Origin of the sequence: Halomonas litopenaei (assembly GCF_003045775.1) — a bacterium.
Classification (GTDB): Bacteria; Pseudomonadota; Gammaproteobacteria; order Pseudomonadales; family Halomonadaceae; genus Halomonas; species Halomonas litopenaei.
Map to the genome: position 1 here is coordinate 510689 of NZ_PXNS01000001.1, position 20851 is coordinate 531539.

The 20851-nt window shown below is 66.0% G+C and carries 15 protein-coding genes; 14 read left to right on the forward strand and 1 reads right to left on the reverse strand.

Going from position 1 to position 20851, the window contains the following annotated elements; translation table 11 throughout:
* Positions 1-5: 5 nt before the first annotated feature.
* Positions 6-704 (forward strand): tetratricopeptide repeat protein, encoded by a 699-nt coding sequence (locus tag C6W88_RS02405; protein ID WP_146164627.1) that lies wholly within the window; start codon positions 6-8, stop codon positions 702-704.
* Positions 705-801: 97 nt separating this feature from the next.
* On the opposite strand, the gene C6W88_RS02410 is transcribed toward C6W88_RS02405, so the two are convergent.
* Positions 802-1731: a LysR family transcriptional regulator gene (locus tag C6W88_RS02410; RefSeq protein ID WP_108131345.1), complete on the reverse strand. Its 930-nt coding sequence runs from the start codon at positions 1729-1731 to the stop codon at positions 802-804.
* A gap of 184 nt (positions 1732-1915) precedes the next feature.
* Here C6W88_RS02410 and C6W88_RS02415 point away from each other — a divergent pair, with 184 nt between their 5' ends.
* The 13 genes from C6W88_RS02415 (at position 1916) to C6W88_RS02475 (ending at position 20748) form a co-directional block, all read left to right on the forward strand.
* Positions 1916-3025, forward strand: a complete 1110-nt coding sequence (locus C6W88_RS02415) for an S-(hydroxymethyl)glutathione dehydrogenase/class III alcohol dehydrogenase (RefSeq protein WP_045994980.1) — start codon at positions 1916-1918, stop codon at positions 3023-3025.
* A gap of 209 nt (positions 3026-3234) precedes the next feature.
* Positions 3235-4092 (forward strand): S-formylglutathione hydrolase, encoded by an 858-nt coding sequence (gene fghA, locus C6W88_RS02420; RefSeq protein WP_045994979.1) that lies wholly within the window; start codon positions 3235-3237, stop codon positions 4090-4092.
* Positions 4093-4669: 577 nt separating this feature from the next.
* Complete coding sequence (gbdR, locus tag C6W88_RS02425) at positions 4670-5785, forward strand: choline metabolism transcriptional regulator GbdR (RefSeq protein WP_045994991.1); 1116 nt, start codon at positions 4670-4672, stop codon at positions 5783-5785.
* Between the two features lie 198 nt (positions 5786-5983).
* Entirely contained in the window at positions 5984-6682 is a 699-nt protein-coding gene (gene mtgA / locus C6W88_RS02430; protein ID WP_045994978.1) for a monofunctional biosynthetic peptidoglycan transglycosylase, read from the forward strand.
* Positions 6683-6967: 285 nt separating this feature from the next.
* On the forward strand, positions 6968-7981 hold the full coding sequence (locus C6W88_RS02435; protein WP_045994977.1) for a dipeptidase: 1014 nt from the start codon (positions 6968-6970) through the stop codon (positions 7979-7981).
* A 42-nt stretch (positions 7982-8023) separates the two neighbouring features.
* Entirely contained in the window at positions 8024-8569 is a 546-nt protein-coding gene (locus C6W88_RS02440) for a 4-vinyl reductase (RefSeq protein WP_108131346.1), read from the forward strand.
* 112 nt (positions 8570-8681) lie between these two features.
* Positions 8682-10784 (forward strand): NADH:flavin oxidoreductase, encoded by a 2103-nt coding sequence (locus C6W88_RS02445; RefSeq protein ID WP_108131347.1) that lies wholly within the window; start codon positions 8682-8684, stop codon positions 10782-10784.
* Between the two features lie 60 nt (positions 10785-10844).
* Entirely contained in the window at positions 10845-12974 is a 2130-nt protein-coding gene (locus tag C6W88_RS02450; protein WP_108131348.1) for a DUF3483 domain-containing protein, read from the forward strand.
* The gene (locus tag C6W88_RS02455; RefSeq protein WP_108131349.1) at positions 12971-14386 is read left to right on the forward strand and encodes an electron transfer flavoprotein subunit alpha/FixB family protein; all 1416 of its coding nucleotides are present in this window, start codon (positions 12971-12973) and stop codon (positions 14384-14386) included. Before C6W88_RS02450 ends, C6W88_RS02455 begins: the two co-directional genes overlap by 4 nt.
* On the forward strand, positions 14376-15476 hold the full coding sequence (locus C6W88_RS02460) for an electron transfer flavoprotein subunit beta (protein ID WP_231498453.1): 1101 nt from the start codon (positions 14376-14378) through the stop codon (positions 15474-15476). Before C6W88_RS02455 ends, C6W88_RS02460 begins: the two co-directional genes overlap by 11 nt.
* Before the next feature lie 104 nt (positions 15477-15580).
* Complete coding sequence (locus tag C6W88_RS02465) at positions 15581-17338, forward strand: NADH-ubiquinone oxidoreductase-F iron-sulfur binding region domain-containing protein (protein WP_181248572.1); 1758 nt, start codon at positions 15581-15583, stop codon at positions 17336-17338.
* Complete coding sequence (gene fdhF, locus C6W88_RS02470; protein WP_108131350.1) at positions 17338-20292, forward strand: formate dehydrogenase subunit alpha; 2955 nt, start codon at positions 17338-17340, stop codon at positions 20290-20292. Before C6W88_RS02465 ends, fdhF begins: the two co-directional genes overlap by 1 nt.
* Before the next feature lie 180 nt (positions 20293-20472).
* Positions 20473-20748 (forward strand): hypothetical protein, encoded by a 276-nt coding sequence (locus C6W88_RS02475; protein WP_045990997.1) that lies wholly within the window; start codon positions 20473-20475, stop codon positions 20746-20748.
* Positions 20749-20851 lie beyond the last annotated feature (103 nt).

Consider the following 20851-nt stretch of genomic DNA (forward strand, 5'->3'; position numbering starts at 1 on the left):
TTTTTTTGTCAGGATTTTTATCTCAGGGTGGAGTGCGTGGTTTTGATGTGGAGAAAAATATTGAAGATATGGTGAAATATAATGAGAACGCCTGGAGGTTGGGTGCAGTTGATGCGGGATACGTTCTGTTTGGAATGTACTATACCGGGGGTGGCGTCGAGAAAAACAAAGGAGTTGCATTAAGATATCTATTGGATTCAGCTAGGCTAGGTTTTATTAGATCGCAAAGACAATTGGGCGTGGCATATAGGGGGCTAACTTTACGTGACTTGGTGGATAAAGATGAAGCTGCAGCATTCGAATGGTTTTTATTGGCTGCAGAGCAAGGAGATAGGACTTCTGCAACGAATGTGGCAGTGTTTCTTCACGAAGGAAGAGGTGTAGATAAAGATGACGATGAGGCATTTCGTTGGTTTTCTAGGACGGAGGATATGCCTTATGGCCGCGATACATCAGGGTTTAGAGGGCTGGCAGCATTTTATGAAAAAGGTATCGGTACCGACATAGATCTCGTCCAAGTCTATAAATATTACGACCTTCTCTCCCCCGGCAGCGCCCCCGACAAAGCCCGCCTTGAAGAACAAATGACCCCTGAGCAGATCCGTGAGGCGATCCGACTTTCTCGCCAGTGGCAGGAAGAACACAATATCTTTGTTCCCAGCTACTACGGCCTGGAGTATCAGGAGGATGGGACCTTTCAATAGCCGCAGATGGCAGGCAATAGGAGACAAGGCTTTTGGTGACCAGATGTCGAAGGCCCTCGATACGAAAGCGTATCGAGGGCCTTTTTGTCGCTGGGGGTTAATCGGATGGCGCTGGCTCGTCGATGCCTCGCCTGTCGCGATATCGCGGTGGCAGGCGCTCTGCGAGGTGCTCGGCGAGGTAGTCGATGACCACGCGGACCTTGGGGGAGCGGTGGCGGTGGTGGGGGGTGACGGCCCAGACGCCGGTATCGCTGTGACGGTAGGTGTCGAGTACCGAGACCAGCTCACCCTGGGCCAGATGGTGCTCGACGTAGTAGTCGGGAAGCTGACCCAGGCCCACGCCCTTCAGCACGGCGTCGAGCAGGGCCGGGCCGGAGTTGCCCTGCCAGGGCCCCTTGATCGCCACTTCCCGGGGAATGCCGTCGACGGCGAAGCGCCAGCGATCGCGTGAGCCATGCAGACAGCGGTGATGCTTCAGCTCGGACAGGGCGTGGGGCTGCGAATAGCGCTGGAAGTAGTCGGGGGAGCCCACCACGTACTCGCGGCGATCGGCCAGACGACGGGCGATCATGGTGCTGTCCTCCAGCGTGCCCATGCGGATGCCGATATCGAAGCCTTCCTCGATCAGGTCCACCTGGCGGTTGGTGAAGTGCAGGCGCACGCCGAGCTGGGGGTACTGGATCAACAGGTCATTGATCAGAGGCGCCACGTAGCGCTCGCCAAAGGTGGTGGCGCAGGTCAGCGCCAGCTCGCCCCTGGGGTGAGCCTCGAAGTCCTTGACCACGGCGTCGGCCTCGCGAAAGCCGTCGACCAGTGCCTCGCATTGTTGATAGTAGAGCCGACCGGCCTCGGTCAGGCTTATCTGGCGGGTGGTGCGATACAGAAGCGGCGTATCGAGGCGGCTTTCCAGGGCGGCCACCTGTCGGCTGACGTGGGAGCTGGATACACCCAGGCGTCGGGCGGCGGCGGCAAAGGACTTCAGGCGCACCACCTCGATAAAGGCTTCAATGCCGGCCCAAGGATGCATGGCGCTCTCCATTGTTGCGAGACAGCAACAATGTTATGCCGAATGCGTGCTTTATCCCAGTCCGTAGCGAGGTCTAGACTGTGGTCATCATCCACCGGGTCAGGATGACCCGTGCCCCTTACGTTAGTGCGCCAGGCTTGGTCGTTCATGCCTGGCGTGCAACCCCCGATCCGAGGAGATTGCCATGAAGTCTCGCGCCGCCATTGCCCTGGAAGCCGGCAAGCCGCTTACCCTGACCGAAATCGATGTCGAAGGCCCCAAGGCCGGCGAAGTGCTGGTCAGGGTGGTCGCTACCAGCGTCTGTCACACCGACGCCTATACCCTGTCCGGAGCCGACCCGGAGGGGCTGTTTCCGTCGGTACTGGGTCACGAGGGTGCCGGTGTGGTGGAAGAAGTGGGGGAGGGCGTCACCAGCCTGAAGCCCGGTGACCACGTCATCCCGCTGTACACGGCCGAGTGCGGCGAGTGCAAGTTCTGCCGTTCGGGCAAGACCAACCTGTGCAGCTCGGTCCGTGCCACCCAGGGCAAGGGCCAGATGCCTGACGGCACCACGCGCTTCTCGCTGGACGGCAAGCCGCTCTATCACTATATGGGCACTTCCACCTTCAGCGAGTACACCGTGGTGCCGGAGGTCTCGCTGGCCAAGGTGTCCAAGGAAGCGCCGCTGGACAAGATCTGCCTGCTCGGCTGCGGGGTGACCACCGGGATCGGCGCGGTGATGAACACCGCCAAGGTCGAGCCGGGCGCCACCGTGGCTGTGTTCGGTCTCGGTGCCATCGGCCTTGCGGTAATCCAGGGTGCGGTGATGGCCAAGGCCGGTCGTATCATCGCCATCGACGTGAATCCGGACAAGTTCGAGCTGGCCAAGCAGTTTGGCGCCACCGACTTCGTCAATCCGAAGGACTACAGCGATTCCATCCAGCAGGTGATCGTCGACCTGACCGACGGCGGCGTCGACTACTCCTTCGAGTGCATCGGCAACGTCAACGTCATGCGCTCGGCGCTGGAGTGCTGTCACAAGGGCTGGGGCGAGTCGATCGTCATCGGTGTCGCCGGCGCCGGCGAAGAGATCTCCACCCGGCCTTTCCAGCTGGTGACCGGTCGGGTATGGAAGGGCTCCGCCTTCGGTGGCGTCAAGGGCCGTAGCCAGCTGCCGGGCTACGTCGAGCAGTACATGAAGGGCGAGCTGAACATCGACGACTTCATCACCCACAACATGGAGTTCGAGAAGATCAACGAAGCCTTCGACCTGCTTCACGCCGGCGAGAGCATCCGCACCGTACTGCATTACTGAGCCGGTAGCATCGAGACGGCGCTGATGAGGCCACGCCCGCCTGACCCAAGCGATGGGCCAGGCGGGCGCCGATTGGCGGTGAGTCGAATGCTGGCGCAGTATTGATGCCAGCTCGCCCCACCGCCAGACGGCCGCGTCGTCCGCCAGAACGCACCGCGTCGTTTTATCCGCCCCGGACCTCGGGGCTTCATCGTTGAGGGGAAGTCGCCATGTCCATGAGCGAACATCTGGAACTGGTCAGCGCCAATCGCAGCTTCGGCGGCTGGCACAAGCGCTATCGTCATCATTCGCGGGCGCTGGACTGCGAGATGACCTTCGCCATCTATCTGCCGCCCCAGGCCGAGACGGAAAAGGTGCCGCTGCTGTGGTGGCTGTCGGGGCTGACCTGCACCGACGAAAACTTCATGCAGAAGGCCGGTGCCCATCGGCTGGCGGCGGAACTGGGCATCGCCATCCTCTGCCCCGACACCAGTCCCAGGGGGACCGACCTGCCGGGTGAGCACGACAGCTATGATCTGGGCTCCGGGGCGGGCTTCTACGTCAACGCCACCCAGGAGCCTTGGAAGGCCCACTACCGGATGTACGACTACGTCACCGAAGAGCTGCCTTCGGTGGTTCGTCAGCACTTCCCGCTCAACGGTCGCGAGTCCATCAGTGGTCACTCCATGGGAGGCCACGGTGCCCTGATTCTGGCGCTGCGCAAGCCGGGGCACTACCGCTCGGTGTCGGCGTTCTCGCCGATCGTCAACCCGACCCAGTGCCCCTGGGGGCGCAAGGCTTTCTCGGCCTATCTGGGCGAGGATTCCAGCAAGTGGACCCAGTACGACGCCTGTGAACTGGTGGCCCGTGGCGCCTCACGTCAGCCGTTGTTCATCGACCAGGGCGACGCCGATGACTTCCTCGATGAGCAGTTGTGTCCAGAGCGGCTCGAGGCGGTCTGTGCCGAGCGCGATCACCCGCTGATCCTGCGTCGCCAGCCCGGCTACGACCACAGCTACTTCTTCATCGCGACCTTTATCGAGGATCACCTGCGCTACCACGCCGAGAAGCTCTACGCCAAGCGCTGAGCGAGACTTCTCGCCAACCTGCAGTACCCTCCAAGGTATCCACCACGGCCCCCGATCATCGGGGGCCGTGGCGTTTCTGGGCTCTTGATTCTTGGGTCCAGAATTTCTGCGGCCTGAACTTCCGGGCCATGGAGTGGGAGAAGAGAGTGCTGGGTTTGGCGTGTCCGGGCAGGGGGGGCGTGCGCTGGCTGGCGAGCCAAAGGCGGCGTCCCGGCAAGGCATCGCCGGGTCGCCTGGAGAGATAGCCCTGTCGTGAATGGGGAAATATGGCCGATCCTTTGCCTTGTCAGATGACAGATGCGACCTCGTCATAGTCACCAGCGACATCATTGTCGGAGACGACTGGTCAAGCGGCAGCCGATAGCGATTATTGTGATGCCGAGACTCAGTCGCCAGGCGTAAAGTCGTCGGAGAAAAGCACGGACGCTCCTGCCTGCGATACCCGTAGCGACGCTGGCAACGTCGAGGGTGTCGACACCATGCGCGAGTCCTGTTCCGTTTACGACGTCGCGATAACAACAAATGGACGTGACGGTACCTCGTGGCTTGCGACGAGGAGGCCGACGCTGTGGAGAAGATGACCATGACCCTGCCCAGCCGGCCCGAGGGGCCACAGACCGTAGGTTTTCTGCTGCTCGAGCATTTCACCCTGATCTCGCTGGCCTCGGCCATCGAGCCGCTGCGCATGGCCAACCAGTTATCGGGCCAGGAACTCTATCGCTGGTTCACCCTGAGCCTGGATGGTGCGCCGCTTCAGGCCAGCGACGGCCTGACCGTGACGCCGGACTCGTCGATCACGGTGCCGCTGTCGCTGGACATGGTCGTGGTCTGCGGCGGCGTGGCGCCGACCCGCCATGTGCACCAGGGCCACGTCAGCTGGCTGAAGGCCCAGGCGCGCCATCTCAAGCGATTTGGCTCGGTGTGTACCGGCGCCTGGGCGCTGGCCCGGGCCGGGCTGCTCGAGGGTTATGAGGTCAGCACCCATTGGGAATGCCAGGCAGCGCTGCAGGAGGCCTACCCGGGCATCGGCCTGACCTCGAAGCTGTTTGCCATGGACCGGGACCGCTTCACCTGCTCCGGCGGCACGGCGCCGCTGGACATGATGCTGACGCTGATCGGGCGTGACCATGGGCGCGAGCTGGCGGCGGGCATTTCCGACATGTTCGTGTGCGATCGGGTGCGTGGCGAGCAGGACCAGCAGCGGGTGCCGCTCAAGCATATGCTCGGCACCACCCAGCCGCGACTGCAGGAGATCGTCGCGCTGATGGAGAACAACCTTGAAGAGCCCATCGACCTGGACGAACTGGCCCGCTATGTCAGCTTGTCGCGGCGCCAGCTGGAACGGCTGTTCCAGCGCAACCTGCACTGCTCGCCGTCGCGCTATTACATGCGCCTGCGGCTCAATCGCGCGCGTCAGCTGTTGAAGCAGACCTCGATGTCGATCATCGATATCGCCGCCGCCTGTGGCTTCGTCTCCACCCCGCACTTCTCCAAGTGCTACCGCGAGTGCTTCGGCCTGCCGCCGCGGGAGGAACGCCTGGGCTGGAGCGCCTTCTCACCGGTGGTGGCCGGTAGCACCGTATCCCCGCTGCTGGCGGCCGCCCCTGACGAACCGGTGTCCCGGGCGCTGTCGGCGTTGGAAGAAGCGCGCGGGGAGCCGACCTACGGCAGCTTCAAGGTGTTGCCCAAGTAGCGAAGAGCGTGTTGAACAATGCGCCTTCGCTGGCTGAATTTGCTGGACGAAGCCAGGGACCAGGCTTCGGCATGCCTGGACGCCAGATATCGGCAGAAGAGCCTTTGGCCACACCGGTAAAATGCTGACAGCGGCGATTGCCCGCCCCACCCAAGGCCTTGATATACTCCCCGGATCGATTCCAACCGAGCCCGATGCATGCGCAACTGGTGGCGCCCTCTCAGCCGACTTCTGCTACGCGCCACCCTTGCCTTTGCGCTGGGGTCAGTGGTGCTGGTGCTGGTGTTTCGCGTGGTGCCGGTGTTCGGCTCCATGGTGATGCTGGAGCGCGAGGTCTCGTCCTGGTTCTCCGGCGAGCCGCTGGACATCCAGCAGCGCTGGCGTCCCTGGGACGAACTATCCGACAACGCCAAGCTGGCGGTAATCGCGGCGGAAGACCAGCGCTTCCCCGATCATCACGGCTTCGACCTGGTGGAGTTGAAGCGCGCAATCGAGTCCGCCATGAACGGAGGCTCGCTGCGCGGGGCCAGCACCATTACCCAGCAGACCGCCAAGAACCTGTTTCTGTGGACCGGGCGAGACTATGTGCGCAAGGTGTTCGAGGCTTGGTTCGCCACCCTGATGGAACTGCTGTGGCCCAAGGAGCGCATCCTCGAGGTCTATCTCAATATCGTCGAATTCGACCGGGGGGTCTTTGGCCTGGAGGCCGCCAGTCGCCACTACTTCGGCGTCGGTGCCGATCAGTTGAGCGCCGCCCAGGCGGCCCGCCTGGCGGCGGTGCTGCCCAACCCGCGAGAGCGCAGCGCCTCGCACCCGGGGCCGCGCACCGCCCGTCACGCCGCCTGGATTCAGCGACAGATGAATAACCTGGGGCTTGGCTACCTGGAGAAGCTGTAGCCGGCAGGCGTCGCAGTCCTTGATCCTTTGGGTTCTGTCCATTCGCTTCTTTTTCCCTTCGCCCCTTTGCTTCCGGCACGTCTTCGCGGTGTTTTGAGGCGCGTCGTTTCGCTTCTTTCCTTTGCCCACGGGTGCCTTTTGTCGCTGCCGGAACGGCGGTGACGCTTTTGGAATTCTCGTCGTCGCAATCAGGCGTCGTGGCCCCCCGGGGCGGCGCTATCCTGCCCGCACAACGCCAGCGTTCTGCTGCTGGCGCTCTCCCTGAAGCGGGTAAGGACAACAGCGATGAACTCCCCTCTGACGCAAACCGAAACTGGTGCCATCGACGCCCGGGCGCTTCACCGCGAGGCCACGGTGATCGACGGTCTGATCATCGCCAAGTGGAGCCGTGAACTCCTCGAAGACATGCGCCGTGGTGGGCTGTCGGCGGCCAACTGCACCGTGTCGGTGTGGGAGGGGTTCCAGGCCACGGTGGACAATATCGTGGCCACCAACGCGCTGATGGAAGAGTGCAGCGACCTGGTGCTGCCGGTGCGCACCACCGCGGACATCCGGCGTGCCAAGCAGGAAGACAAGACCGGCATCATCTTCGGCTTTCAGAATGCCCATGCCTTCGAGGACCAGATCGGCTACGTCGAGATCTTCAAGAAGCTCGGCGTCGGTATCGTCCAGCTCTGCTACAACACCCAGAACCTGGTGGGCACCGGCTGCTACGAGCGCGACGGTGGCCTGTCCGGCTTCGGTCGCGAGATCGTCGCCGAGATGAACCGGGTCGGGGTGATGTGTGACCTGTCTCACGTTGGCGCCAACACCTCGCGCGAAGTGATCCTCGAGTCGTCCAGGCCGGTCTGTTATTCCCACTGCCTGCCCTCCGGGCTCAAGGAACATCCGCGCAACAAGTCCGACGAGGAGCTCAAGTTTATCGCCGACCACGGCGGCTTCGTCGGCGTGACCATGTTCACCCCCTTCCTGCGGGCCGGGGTCAACGCCACCATCGACGACTACGTCGAGGCCATCGTCTACGTGATGAACATCGTCGGCGAAGACGCCATCGGTATCGGCACCGACTTCACCCAGGGCCACGACCAGGCCTTCTTCGAGTGGCTGACCCACGACAAGGGCTACGCCCGTCGCCTGACCTCCTTTGGCGAGATCATCAACCCCAAGGGCATTCGCACCATCGGCGAGTTCGGCAACCTCACCGAGGCGCTACTGCGCCACGGCCTCAGCGAGGCCCAGGTGCGCAAGATCATGGGCGAGAACTGGGTACGGGTGCTGGCCGATGTCTGGGGCGAATAGCACATAACCACCACAACAATACCGCCTGCCAAGGAGTCGACCGTGACCAAGATGGCGCCTGAACTGCCCATAGAGGTGGACGTCGAGACCGGTGTCTGGACCACCGACGCCCTGCCGATGCTGTATGTGCCGCGACACTTCTTTATCAACAACCATATCGCCGTGGAGCAGGCGCTGGGCGTCGAGGCCTACGCCGAGATTCTCTACCACGCCGGCTACAAGAGCGCCTGGCACTGGTGCGAAAAGGAGGCCGAGTTGCACGGTCTGGCCGGCGAGGCGGTGTTCGAGCACTACATGACGCGTCTGTCCCAGCGAGGCTGGGGCCGCTTCATTACCGAGGCCATCGACCTGGAGGCGGGGACTGCCCGGGTGCGCTTGGAACACAGCGCCTTCGTCTACCAGCTGGGCAAGGTCGGCTACCGGGTCGAGTACATGTTCACCGGCTGGTTCGCCGGTGCCATGGACCAGATCATGGCGGCCTCGGGGTCGGGGCTGCGTACCCGTGCCGAGCAGACCCAGAGCGCCGCCGAGCCAGGCTGCGAGGTGGGCCGCTTCGAGGTCCAGCCGCTCGCCACCGTGCCTCGCTGAGCTGCGCTATCTCGTCGATTCGGCGAGCTTAGCCAGCGACCCCAGTCAGCGACCACCTCGGGCCAAGGCGTCTGTCGTGGTTCCACCTTCGTCCGGGCAGAGGAGTTTCCCCATGGCCTTTGACGCGATCTTCGAGCCGATCACCATCGGCAGTCAGACCATTCGCAATCGTGTGGTCAGCACCGCCCACGCCGAGGTCCACGCCACCGACGGTGGCATGACCACGGAGCGCTACGTGCGCTACTACGAGGAGAAGGCCAAGGGCGGCTGCGGGCTATGCATCTGCGGCGGCTCCTCGGTGGTCTCCATCGACAGCCCCCAGGCCTGGTGGAGCTCAGTCAACCTGTCCACCGACCGCATCATCCCGCACTTTCAGAATCTGGCCGAGGCGGTGCACTGCCACGGCGGCAAGATCATGATCCAGATTACCCATATGGGGCGTCGTTCGCGCTGGGATGGCCACGACTGGCCCACCCTGGTGTCGCCCTCGGGCATCCGCGAACCGGTCCATCGCTCCACCTGCAAGACCATAGAGGAGGAAGAAATCTGGCGCATCGTCGGTGACTTCGCCCAGGCCGCTCGCCGGGCCAAGGAGGGCGGTCTCGATGGGGTCGAGCTGTCCGCCGTGCACCAGCACCTGATCGACCAGTTCTGGAGCCCCCGCGTCAACAAGCGCGAGGACGCCTGGGGCGGCACCTTCGAGGGCCGCATGCGCTTTGGCTTGGAGGTGCTCAAGGCGGTGCGTGCCGAGGTCGGCGACGACTTCGTGGTGGGCATGCGCATCTGCGGCGACGAGTTCCACCCCGATGGCCTGACACACGACGACATGAAGGCCATCGCCGCCTACTACGACGCCACCGGCAAGGTGGACTTCTTCGGCGTGGTCGGCTCCGGCTGTGACACTCACAATTCCCTGGCCAACGTCATTCCCAACATGTCCTATCCGCCGGAGCCTTTCCTGCACCTGGCCGCGGGCATCAAGGAAGTGGTCAGCGTGCCGGTGATCCACGCCCAGAACATCAAGGACCCGACCCAGGCCAACCGCATCCTCGAAGGTGGCTACGTCGACCTGGTGGGGATGACCCGGGCGCATATCGCCGACCCCCACCTGATCGCCAAGATCAAGATGGGCCAGGTCGACCAGATTCGTCAGTGTGTCGGCGCCAACTACTGCATCGATCGCCAGTACCAGGGCCTCGACGTGCTGTGCATCCAGAACGCGGCGACATCGCGGGAGTACATGGGCTTGCCCCATGTCATCAGCCAGAGCGAAGGCCCGAGGCGTCGCGCGGTGGTGGTGGGTGGCGGCCCCGGTGGCATGGAGGCCGCCCGGGTGCTGGCCGAACGCGGCCATGAGGTGACCCTGTTCGAGGCCGAGGACAGCCTGGGCGGCCAGATTACCCTGGCGGCCAGGGCCCCGAGTCGCGACCAGATCGCCGGGATTACCCGTTGGTATCAGCTCGAACTTGCCCGGCTCAAGGTGGACCTGCGCCTCGGCACCCGGGCCGATGTACCCACCATCGATGACCTGAGGCCCGACCTGGTGGTGCTGGCCACCGGCGGACGGCCGTTTCTCGACCAGTACGCCGACTGGGGCTTCGACCCTGACCCGGAAAAGAGCCTGGTTGTCAGCACCTGGGACATCCTCTCGGGCAAGGTGGCACCGGGCCAGAACGTGCTGGTGTTCGATTCCATCTGCGAGTTCTCTGGGGTATCCGCCGCCGACTTTCTGGCCGACAAGGGCGCCCGGGTCGAGATCGTCACCGACGATATCAAGCCCGGGGCCGCGGTGGGGGGCACCACCTTCCCCACCTACTACCGCAGCCTGTACGAGAAGGAGGTCATCATGACCTCGGACCTGATGCTGCACGAGGTCTACCGCGAGGGGGCGTCGCTGGTGGCGGTGCTCGAGAACGAGTACAGCGGGGTGCAGGAGGAGCGCGTGGTCGACCAGATCGTGGTGGAGAACGGCGTGCGCCCGGACGAGCGGCTTTACCTTGAGATGAAGGAGGCCTCGCTCAATCGCGGTCAGGTCGATCTGGAAGCGCTCTACGCGGCCAGGCCGCAGCCCTGCCTGGCGCACCTGGACGCAGAAGGTCGCAGCGCTGGAGATCGCAGCGCCGGTTTCGTGCTGTTCCGACTGGGCGACGGGGTGGCGCCACGCAATGTGCACGCCGCCATCTATGACGCCCTGCGTCTGTGCAAGGACGTTTGAGCGAGCCACGAGGGCGGCCCAGTCGCCGCCCGCCTGCCCCTCGTCGAGAGGAGATAGAAGATGCCCGCAACCGTTCTTCCTGACCTGCTGGCCGTGTTGGTGCTGGCCGTGCTGACACTGACCCTGGTGGGTGGGGCCAGACGCTTCACCCTTTGGCGACGTGGGCGGCCCTCGCCGGTGCCCTGGTTGGCGGGCCTGGCGGCGATGCCGCGCCGCTATCTGGTGGATCTGCATCATGTGGTGGCCCGGGACAAGGCCTTCGCCCACACCCACGTGGCCACCGCCGGAGGCTTCGTCGCCGCTGCGCTGCTGATGCTGCTGGTGTTGCTGGTGCCGATGCCGGCGGGGCTAAGGCTCGGCCTGACAGGCCTGATGCTCGCCGCCAGCGTGCTGATGCTGGTCGGTGCCAGGCTGGTCGCCAGGCGGCGGCGCTCGCCGCCGGCGCGGCTGTCACGTGGCCCCTGGATGCGCCTGCCCAGGAGCCTCACGGTTTTCTCGGCAAGCCTTGCCGGCGTTGCACTGGTCAGTCTGCTGTCCTCGCTGCTGCCGCCAGGCTGGCTCGGCGGCATCCTCGGCTGGACGCTTGCCGGCGTGCTGCTGCTGGGGCTCGCGCTGGGACTCGCCGAGATGATGCTGGGGATGACCTGGGGCGGGCCGATGAAGCACGCCTTCGCCGGTGCGCTGCACCTGGCCTGGCATCGCCGGGCAGAGCGCTTTTCCACGCGCTCAAGCGAGCGCGAGGGACGCACGCCGCGCTCCACCGGGCTCAAGGCGCTCGATCTGGACGACCCCGAGGTGCCGCTGGGGGTGGCGTGTCCCGAGGACTTCACCTGGAACCAGCGCCTGGGCTTCGATGCCTGCGTGCAGTGCGGGCGCTGCGAGGCGGTGTGCCCGGCCTTCGCCGCCGGCCAGCCGCTCAATCCCAAGAAGCTGATCCAGGATATGGTGCGGGGCATGACCGGCGCCAGCGCCGACAGCTACCACGGTTCGCCCTATCCCGGCCGGCCGCTCACTCAAGATAGAGGTCAAGACAAGTCTCAGAACCAGGGCCGGCCGGCTGGACCCATCGTCGTCGAGGCGGGGGGCGCCTTGCTCGATGCCGATACCCTGTGGTCCTGCACCACCTGCCGGGCCTGCGTGGAAGAGTGCCCGATGATGATCGAGCACGTGGACGCCATCGTCGACCTGCGCCGTCACCTGACCCTGGAGCGCGGCAAGACCCCGGGCAAGGGCGCGGCGGTGCTCGACAATCTGATCGCCACGGACAATCCCGGCGGCTTTGCCCCTGGGTCACGCATGCACTGGGCGGCCGACCTGACGCTCCCGCTGATGCGCGACTACGGCCAGGTGGATGTGCTGCTGTGGCTGGGGGACGGCGCCTTCGACATGCGCAATCAGCGTACTCTGCGTGCCCTGGTCAAGATCCTGCGGGCGGCGTCGGTGGACTTTGCCGTGCTTGGTAACGAGGAACGTGACAGCGGCGACGTGGCGCGCCGGCTGGGAGACGAGGCGACCTTTCAGCGTCTGGCCCGGGCCAACGTGGCGACGCTTTCACACTATCGCTTCCAGACCATCGTCACCTGCGACCCCCACAGCTTCCACGTGCTCGGCAACGAGTACGGCGCCTTCGGCGGCGACTACCGGGTGCGCCACCACAGCACCTTTATCCAGGAGTTGATCGCCGACGGACGGCTCACGCTCGAATCCCGTCAGCGCGGCCGTGTCACCTACCACGACCCTTGCTATCTGGGGCGCTACAACGGCGAATACGAGGCGCCGCGCCAGGTGCTGGCGGCGCTCGGCATCGAGCTATCCGAGATGCAGCGCTCCGGTTTCCGTTCGCGCTGCTGCGGTGGGGGTGGCGGCGCCCCGATCACCGACGTGCCCGGCGAGCGGAGGATTCCCGACATGCGCATGGCCGACGTGGCCGAGGCCGGCGCCGAGCTGGTAGCGGTGGGCTGCCCCCAATGCACCGCCATGCTCGAAGGGGTGGTCGATGCCACCGCCCAGGTGCGCGATATCGCCGAGCTGGTGGCCGAGGCATTGATCGAGCCACCTGCCGGCAAGCGCCAAGCGCGCAAGGCGCAAGCACACGACAGGACGGTCGCCGCAAAAGGAGGTGTGGCAAGAGGCGTGGACCCGGTCGTGGACCGAGGCGTGGGCCGTGACGTAGAGGAGCTGAGCCAATGAGCACGTCCGATGAAGCGACGCGAGAAAGCACCCCAGTAGCGACGGCTCGGCTGCGTCGCGATCCCCGGCAAGACTGGATCGCCCGCAACCGCCTGCATCCGCAGCATCAGTCGGTACTGGCCGCTTTGGAGGGCGCCACCTCGCCGCCGGCGTGGATGGGCCCCCAGGGACGGTTGCGCCGGAACCCCCACGCGGTGGGCTTTATTGGCCCCAACGGTCGCCGGCGTATCGACCGCAGCGGTGTCCAGGCGGGAGCCTCCGCGTCGCCTGCAGGTCGCGCCCAGACCGCAGACGTTCAGGCCGCCCGTGACCGGCGCCGCGCGGTGACGTTGGAAGCCCCGGCGGGCTGGATCGCGGTGGTCCCGGATACCGCGTCCGGCAGGCTGACCGAGCATGATCGCGATCTGTTCGGCCTGGCCCGTCGACTGGCCGATAGCGGCTCGCAGCCAGAGGGAGCTGAACTGGCCGTGGTGGCCATCCTGTTCGGGGATTCGCCGCCACCCGCGCTGAAGCAGGCGCTCGGTGAAGCCGGGGCCGATCGGGTGGTCTGCTTGGCGGTGGTCCAGGGCTACGCCCCCGAGGCACGCCTGGCGGCCTGTACCCGAGTGGATGAAGCGCTGGCGCCGCGCCATTGGCTGTTTCCCGATACCGCCCTGGATGGCGGCGATCTGGGGCGCAGGCTGGCGGTACGGCTGGGCGAGCGGCCCGCCTGTGGAGTATGGCGGGTCGAGGCGGATGGCGGGCTCGATGCCGGCGGGTCCTGCGTCTGTCGGACCGGGTCCGGGCGCGAGGACCAGCCCCGTCCGCTGCCGCGCATCCTGATGGCGCTGGCCGAGTGCGCCGAGCCGGTGGTCGAGACCCGCCACGAGGCGAGAGCGATGGCCCTGGAGCCATCGCACGCGCCTGAGATGAGGGTCGAGGATCTTGGCGCGGTGGCGGTGGACCCCGCCGAGATCGCCCTGCACGAGGCGCCCTTTATCCTGTCCGGCGGCAATGGCGTTGGCGACTGGCCCGGCTTTCACCGGGCCGCCCAGGCGCTGGGCGCCAGCGAAGGCGCCTCCCGGGTGGCGGTGGACGACGGCCATATGCCACGCCATCGCCAGGTGGGGGCCACCGGCACCTTCGTCAGCGCCCGGGTCTACCTGGCGGTGGGGATCAGCGGGGCGATCCAGCACCTGCAGGGGATCCAGCGCTGCGACAAGGTTATCGCCGTCAACCGCGACGCCGGCTGCGATATGGTCAAGCGGGCCGATCTGTCGGTGATTGGTAATGGCGACGAGATCCTCGCCGAACTGGTACGTCTGGTCGAGGCCAGGGGGGAACGTGGAGGCAAAGTTGATAGCGAGCGTGGCGATACCCACGAGTCCCCGCCAGCGGAAACATCCCCGAAGGAGGCCCTGAATGTTGCCTGAATCTTCCTCCCCCCATGGCGAGGCCAAGATCGGCGCCAGTGCCGATGCCAACGGCGGTGTCAAAAACAAAGCCAAGGCCAAGGCCTCCAGCGCAGACGCCACCTACCCGCAAGCTAGCGACATCACATCGCTTCGCCTGGATGTGCTGCTGTCGGTGGGGCGCCATCGCCTGACCGGTCGCGCCCAGCGTGCCGATGGCGACGCCCGGGCGCTGGAAATGGCGCTGTCGCTGAGACAGGCGTTGCAGACCGAGAAGACGACCCCTCCCGAGGTGGAGCTGACTCCCTGGCACCTGGGGCCGGAGGGCGACGACACCGAAGCGGCGCTGCGTGGCTATCTGGGGATGGGCCTGGACGCCATTCGCTGGATCAAGGCACCGGCGGCGGCGGACGCCATGGCGCCACTTCGGGCGTCGCTGGCATCGCCTTCGGCGGGGGACGCTCACCACCGTCAAGCGCGCCTGGTGCTGTGCGGGATGCGTGCCGAGCAGGGCGAGGGCACCGGCATGCTGCCGATGGTGCTGGCCGAACAACTCGGCTGGGCCTGGGTCCCTGGGGTGGTGGCCCTCGAGCGTATTGAAGCGATCGAGGGTCGCCAGCGGCACGCTGAGGACGGTGAGCCAGGCGAGGCGAAGCACGACGGGGAGACCGTGCTGTTCCAGGCCATCGTGCTGCAGGCGCTGCCGCAGGGACAGCGACGCCGTCTGGCGGTGACCCTGCCGGCCATCCTGGGGGTGGACAGTGCGGCACCGGCCGCGCGCCAGAGTGCCTTCGGTCCGGCCCGGCGTGGTCAGCTGCGTCTGGTCGAGTCAGGCGAAGAGGTGGTGCTGGACCCGGCGGTGGAGCAGTGGCCGCTGATACCGGCCCGCGCCCGCCCCAGGCGGCTCAAGATCGTCACCGCCACCAGCGCCCGGGATCGCTTCAAGGCCGCCGCCGCCAAGGCCGAAGGTGGCGGTGGTCGGGTGCTCGAGGATGTCTCGGCCACAGAAGGGGCCGCCGCCATCCTGTCGATGCTCGAGGCAGAGGGTGTCTTGCCTGCCGGCGGGGCCCGGCACGGTCAACAAGGTAGCCCACAAGGCGATGGACGCTGACGCCAAGCGGTGCCAGCATCAAGGCAGGGACCGCCAGTGGCAGGGCGCGTCGACCCGGCAAAGTCCGCACCGCTGCCTTACATGGACATAACTAGAGTCAAGCAATGACCGTCGAACCCGATACCACCGTGACTTCCGACGCCAGCCGATCCCGGCGTACCCGGGCGACCCTCAAGGGGCGCCAGACCGATCCCGACCTCCTCGAGGCATTGCGTCGGTTGCTGGGCGATGAACGCAAGCACCCCGAGCTGCGGCGGCGCGATCTATTGATCGAGCACCTGCACGCTATCCAGGACGCCAATGGTCATCTGGCGCTTGACTGGCTGAGGGCGCTTGCGAGCTACATGACGCTGCCCATGGCGGCGGTCTACGAGACGGCGACCTTTTACGCTCACTTCGATGTGGTGCATGACGGCGAGGCGCCGCCACCCGCACTGACGGTGCGCGTGTGCGACTCGCTGTCCTGTGAACTGGCCGGGGCCGAGCGTCTGGCCGAGGCCCTGAGCAGCGGTCTCGACCCCGAGCAGGTGCGTGTCACCCGCGCCCCCTGCATGGGCCGCTGCGACCTGGCGCCGGTGGTCGAGGTGGGGCACCACCACCTGGGCCACGCCACCCCGCAGGCGGTGGAGGTGCTGGTGGAAACCGGCAAGATCCATCCCGAGGCGGTGCTGTGGCAGCACCTCGATGAATATCGCCGAGAGGGCGGCTACGAGCTGCTGCGCGGCTGCCGGGAAGGCCAGGTGACGGCCGATGAGTTGACCTCGATGCTCGAGCGCGCGGGCCTGCGGGGGCTTGGCGGCGCGGGTTTCCCGACCCATCGCAAGTGGCAGAGCGTTCGCGCCGAGCCCGGTCCTCGCTGGTGCGCGGTCAACGCCGACGAAGGTGAACCGGGGACCTTCAAGGATCGCTACTACCTGGAGCGCGCCCCCCACCAGATGCTGGAGGGCGCCCTGGTGGCCTGCTGGGCGGTTGAGGCAGAAGGCGTCTATATCTACCTGCGCGACGAGTATCCCGGCGTCCACCGGGTACTGATCGAGGCCATCGAGGAGCTCGAAGACGCCGGTATTGCGCAGCCGGGCCAGCTTATCCTCAGGCGTGGCGCCGGGGCCTACATCTGCGGCGAAGAGTCGGCGATGATCGAGTCGCTGGAGGGCAAGCCTGGCAAGCCCAGGCATCGTCCGCCGCTGGTCGCCCACAAGGGCCTGTTCGGCCGACCTACGCTGGTCAACAACGTCGAGACCCTGTACTGGATACCGGTGCTGTGGCGCGAGGGGGTGGCCATGTACGCCGGTCAGGGCCGACGCGAGCGCAGCGGCCTGCGCAGTTTTTCGCTGTCCGGGCGGGTGCGACGGCCTGGTGTCTATCTGGCACCCGCCGGCATCAGCCTGCGCGAACTGGTCGACGAGTACGGCGGCGGCATGGCGCCTGGCCATCAGCTGGCCGGCTATCTACCGGGGGGCGCCTCCGGCGGTATCCTGCCCGCTGCCAAGGCGGATATCGCACTGGACTTCGACACCCTCCAGGCCGAGGGCTGCTTTATCGGCTCGGCGGCGGTGATCGTGCTGTCCGACCAGGACGACCTGCGCGCGGTGGCCACCAACCTGCTGGCCTTCTTCGCCGATGAATCCTGCGGTCAGTGCACCCCCTGTCGGGTCGGTAGCGAGAAGATGCTGAGCCTGCTCGAGCGCGATCAATGGGTGGTGGAGGACCTGGAGCGACTGTCCCGGGTGATGCAGGACGCCTCGATCTGTGGCCTGGGGCAGGCGGCGCCGAATCCGGTGCTGAGTCTGCTGCGCCACTTCCGCGATGACCTGGGGCGCCACGACATCATCGTCACCGATACCGCTGAGGGAGCATGCTGATGACCGGATCCCGGAACGCTTTTGTCTCCCACGTCGCTGAAGATTCGACGCTCGAGTCCTTCACGCTGACGCTGGATGGTGTCGAGGTGAGCGCCTGGCCCGGCGAGACCCTGTGGCAGGTGGCCAAGCGTGCCGGGGAGACCATCCCGCACCTGTGCTTCAAGGACGCCAGCGGCTACCGCGCCGACGGCAACTGCCGCGCCTGCATGGTGGAGATCGAGGGCGAGCGGGTGCTCGCCGCCAGCTGCCTGAGGGAGGCGCGCCCCGAGATGGTGGTCAGAAGCCAGTCGTCCGAGCGAGCCCGGGTCGCCCGCGAGGGCGTGCTGGAGCTGCTGCTCAGCGATCAGCCGCCGCGCGACGATAGCCCGGACCGTGCAAGCCAGCTGTGGCAGATGGCCGATCACCTGGCGGTGGACGCCACCCGCGCCCGCGCACGCTACCCCAGGCGCAGGCCCGACGTCGTGCGTCATGCGCCCGGCGCTCGCCTTCCCGGCCAGTGCCCGCCGATCGCAGATGATGCGAGCGGGGGGCGCCGTGCTTCCGCGACAGCAGGCCACGACACCAGCCATCCGGCGATGACGGTCAATCTGGACGCCTGTATCCACTGCACCCTGTGCGTGCGCGCCTGTCGTGAGGTGCAGGTCAATGACGTCATCGGCATGGCCCATCGCGGCGCCGCCAGCAAGGTGGTGTTCGACCTCGATGACGCCATGGGCCAGAGTAGCTGCGTGGGTTGTGGCGAGTGCGTCCAGGCCTGTCCCACCGGCGCCCTGTCGCCGACCAGCCTGATCGATGCCCAGGGCCGTGGTAACAGCGACAGCGCCGAGCGCAAGGTGGACTCGGTGTGTCCCTACTGCGGTGTCGGCTGCCAGTTGACCTACCACGTCAAGGATGACGCCATCCTCTACGTGGAAGGCCGCGACGGCCCGGCCAACCAGGGGCGGTTGTGCGTCAAGGGACGCTTCGGCTTCGACTACGGCCGCCACCCGTCACGGCTGACCCGGCCGCTGGTGCGGCGCGAGGGCGTGCCCAAGGGCATGGACGAGGGCTTCGATCCCGCCCGGCCACTGACCCATTTTCGCGAGGCCGACTGGGACGAGGCGCTGACGCTGGCCGCCGGGGGCCTGACCCGGCTCAAGGCCGACCACGGCCCCAGGGCGCTGGCAGGCTTCGGCAGTGCCAAGTGCTCCAACGAGGAGGCCTGGCTGTTCCAGAAGCTGGTACGCACCGGCTTCGGCTCCAACAACGTCGACCACTGCACCCGTCTGTGTCACGCAAGCTCGGTGGCGGCGCTGATGGAATGCATCGGCTCCGGTGCGGTGACCGCCTCCTTCATGCAGGCGCTGAACGCCGACGTGGTGATCCTCACCGGCTGCAATCCGGCGGTCAATCATCCGGTGGCGGCGACCTTCTTCAAGCAGGCGGCCAAGGGTGGCACCCGGTTCATCATCATCGACCCACGGGGCCAGGCCATGGGCGCCTATGCCCATCGGGTACTGCGCTTCACCCCGGGGGCCGACGTCTCGCTGTTCAACGCCATGCTGAACGTCATCATCGACGAGCAGCTCTTCGATGAGGCCTATATCCGTGAGCACACCGAGGGCTTCGAGCGGCTCAAGGCATCGGTGCGCGATCAGACGCCGGAGTCGGTGGCCATGGCCTGTGGCGTGCCCGCCGACGAGATCCGCGCGGCGGCGCGGGAATACGCCAACGCCGAACGGGCGATGATCTTCTGGGGCATGGGGATCTCCCAGCATACCCACGGCACCGACAATGCCCGCTGCCTGATCTCGCTGGCACTGGCCTGTGGTCACACCGGGCGCCCCGGCACCGGCCTGCATCCGCTGCGTGGCCAGAATAATGTTCAGGGGGCCTCCGACGCCGGCCTGATCCCGATGGTGCTGCCGGACTATCAGCCGGTGTCCGACGCCCAGGTGCGGGCCTCCTTCGAGGAACTCTGGGGCAACGCCGGCACAAGCAGCGACGGCAGCGGCGACGCCCTGGATCCCGAGCCGGGCCTCACCGTGGTCGAGATCATGGACGCCATCCACGCCGGCACCATCCGCGGCATGTACATTCTGGGCGAGAACCCGGCCATGTCGGACCCGGACCTGACCCACGCTCGTGGTGCGCTGGCAAGCCTCGAACATCTGGTGGTGCAGGACCTGTTCGTCACCGAGACGGCGCAGTTCGCCGACGTCATCCTGCCGGCCTCGAGCTGGCCGGAAAAGGACGGTACCGTGACCAACACCAACCGTCAGGTGCAGCTGGGGCGCCAGGCGCTGCCGCTGCCCGGTGATGCGAGGCCGGACTGGTGGATCATCCAGGAGATGGCGCGGCGCTTCGGCCTCGACTGGGACTATGGCCACCCGCGCGAGGTCTACGCCGAGATGCAGAAGGGGATGGCCTCGCTGAACCATATCGACTGGGAGCGACTCGAGCGCGAAGGCGCGGTCACCTATCCCTGCCTGGCGGAAGGGGCGCCGGGCGAAGACGTGGTGTTCTCCGAGGCCTTCCCCACGGCGAGCGGCAAGGCGCGCTTCTCGCCGGCGCTGCCGCTGCCGCCCGATGAACCCATCGACCGTGACTACCCGACGGTGCTGTCCACCGGACGCCAGCTTGAGCATTGGCACACCGGGTCGATGACCCGCCGGGCCCAGGTGCTCGACGACCTGGAGCCCGAGGCGGTGGCCAGCCTGTCGGCGGGGGAGCTCACCCGGCTGGGCGTGCACCCGGGAGAGCGGGTGACCATCACCACCCGGCGTGGCGCCATCACCCTGGTGGCGCGGCTCGACGACGGCATGCCCGACGGCATGGTGTTTGTGCCCTTCTGCTATGTGGAGGCGGCGGTCAATCTGCTGACCAATCCGGCGCTGGACCCCTACGGCAAGATTCCGGAGTTCAAGTATGCCGCCTGTCGCTTGAGTCGCGCCGAGCCGGCCCAGGTCACCTAGGCGCTGTCCGAAAAGTCGACGAGCGAAGGTTAGACAAGGCAAAAATCGGTGAGACAGCGCAGTTTACGGGGTGTAAATGAGCATGTTGATCCGATTTTTAACGCCGTATTACCGAGCGCAGGCACTTTTCAGACAAGCCCTAATCTGAACGTAAGACACAGCAACAAGGAGTCACCCACCATGATGATTGCCGAGCTGATCGACGGTCGTGACTTTCGTGATCGGCTGTTGGCGCTGGGAGTGCGCCTGCCCGAGGATGCCTGCCCGGAGACCTGCGCCAGGATGGCCCGGCTCAAGGCACGTGAGGTCGGCTTGCCCGGCCTAGCGGCGCTGGTGCGCGAATTGATGGACAAGCAGGAGGTGCTGTTGCCGTCGGTCCATCAGGCCATCCAGGCCCACCTGCTGGGGCTCGATGATAACGGCGAATCCAGGGCTGCAGGGAAGGGCTCAGCCTAGGGCGCCTAGCCTAGGGTGCCGTCTATGCCGCCGTCTATGGCTCAGCCTGGGGCGCAGGCTAGACCGCCGGCTTGCAGCCGCTCAGTCGCAAGGCGAAGATGGC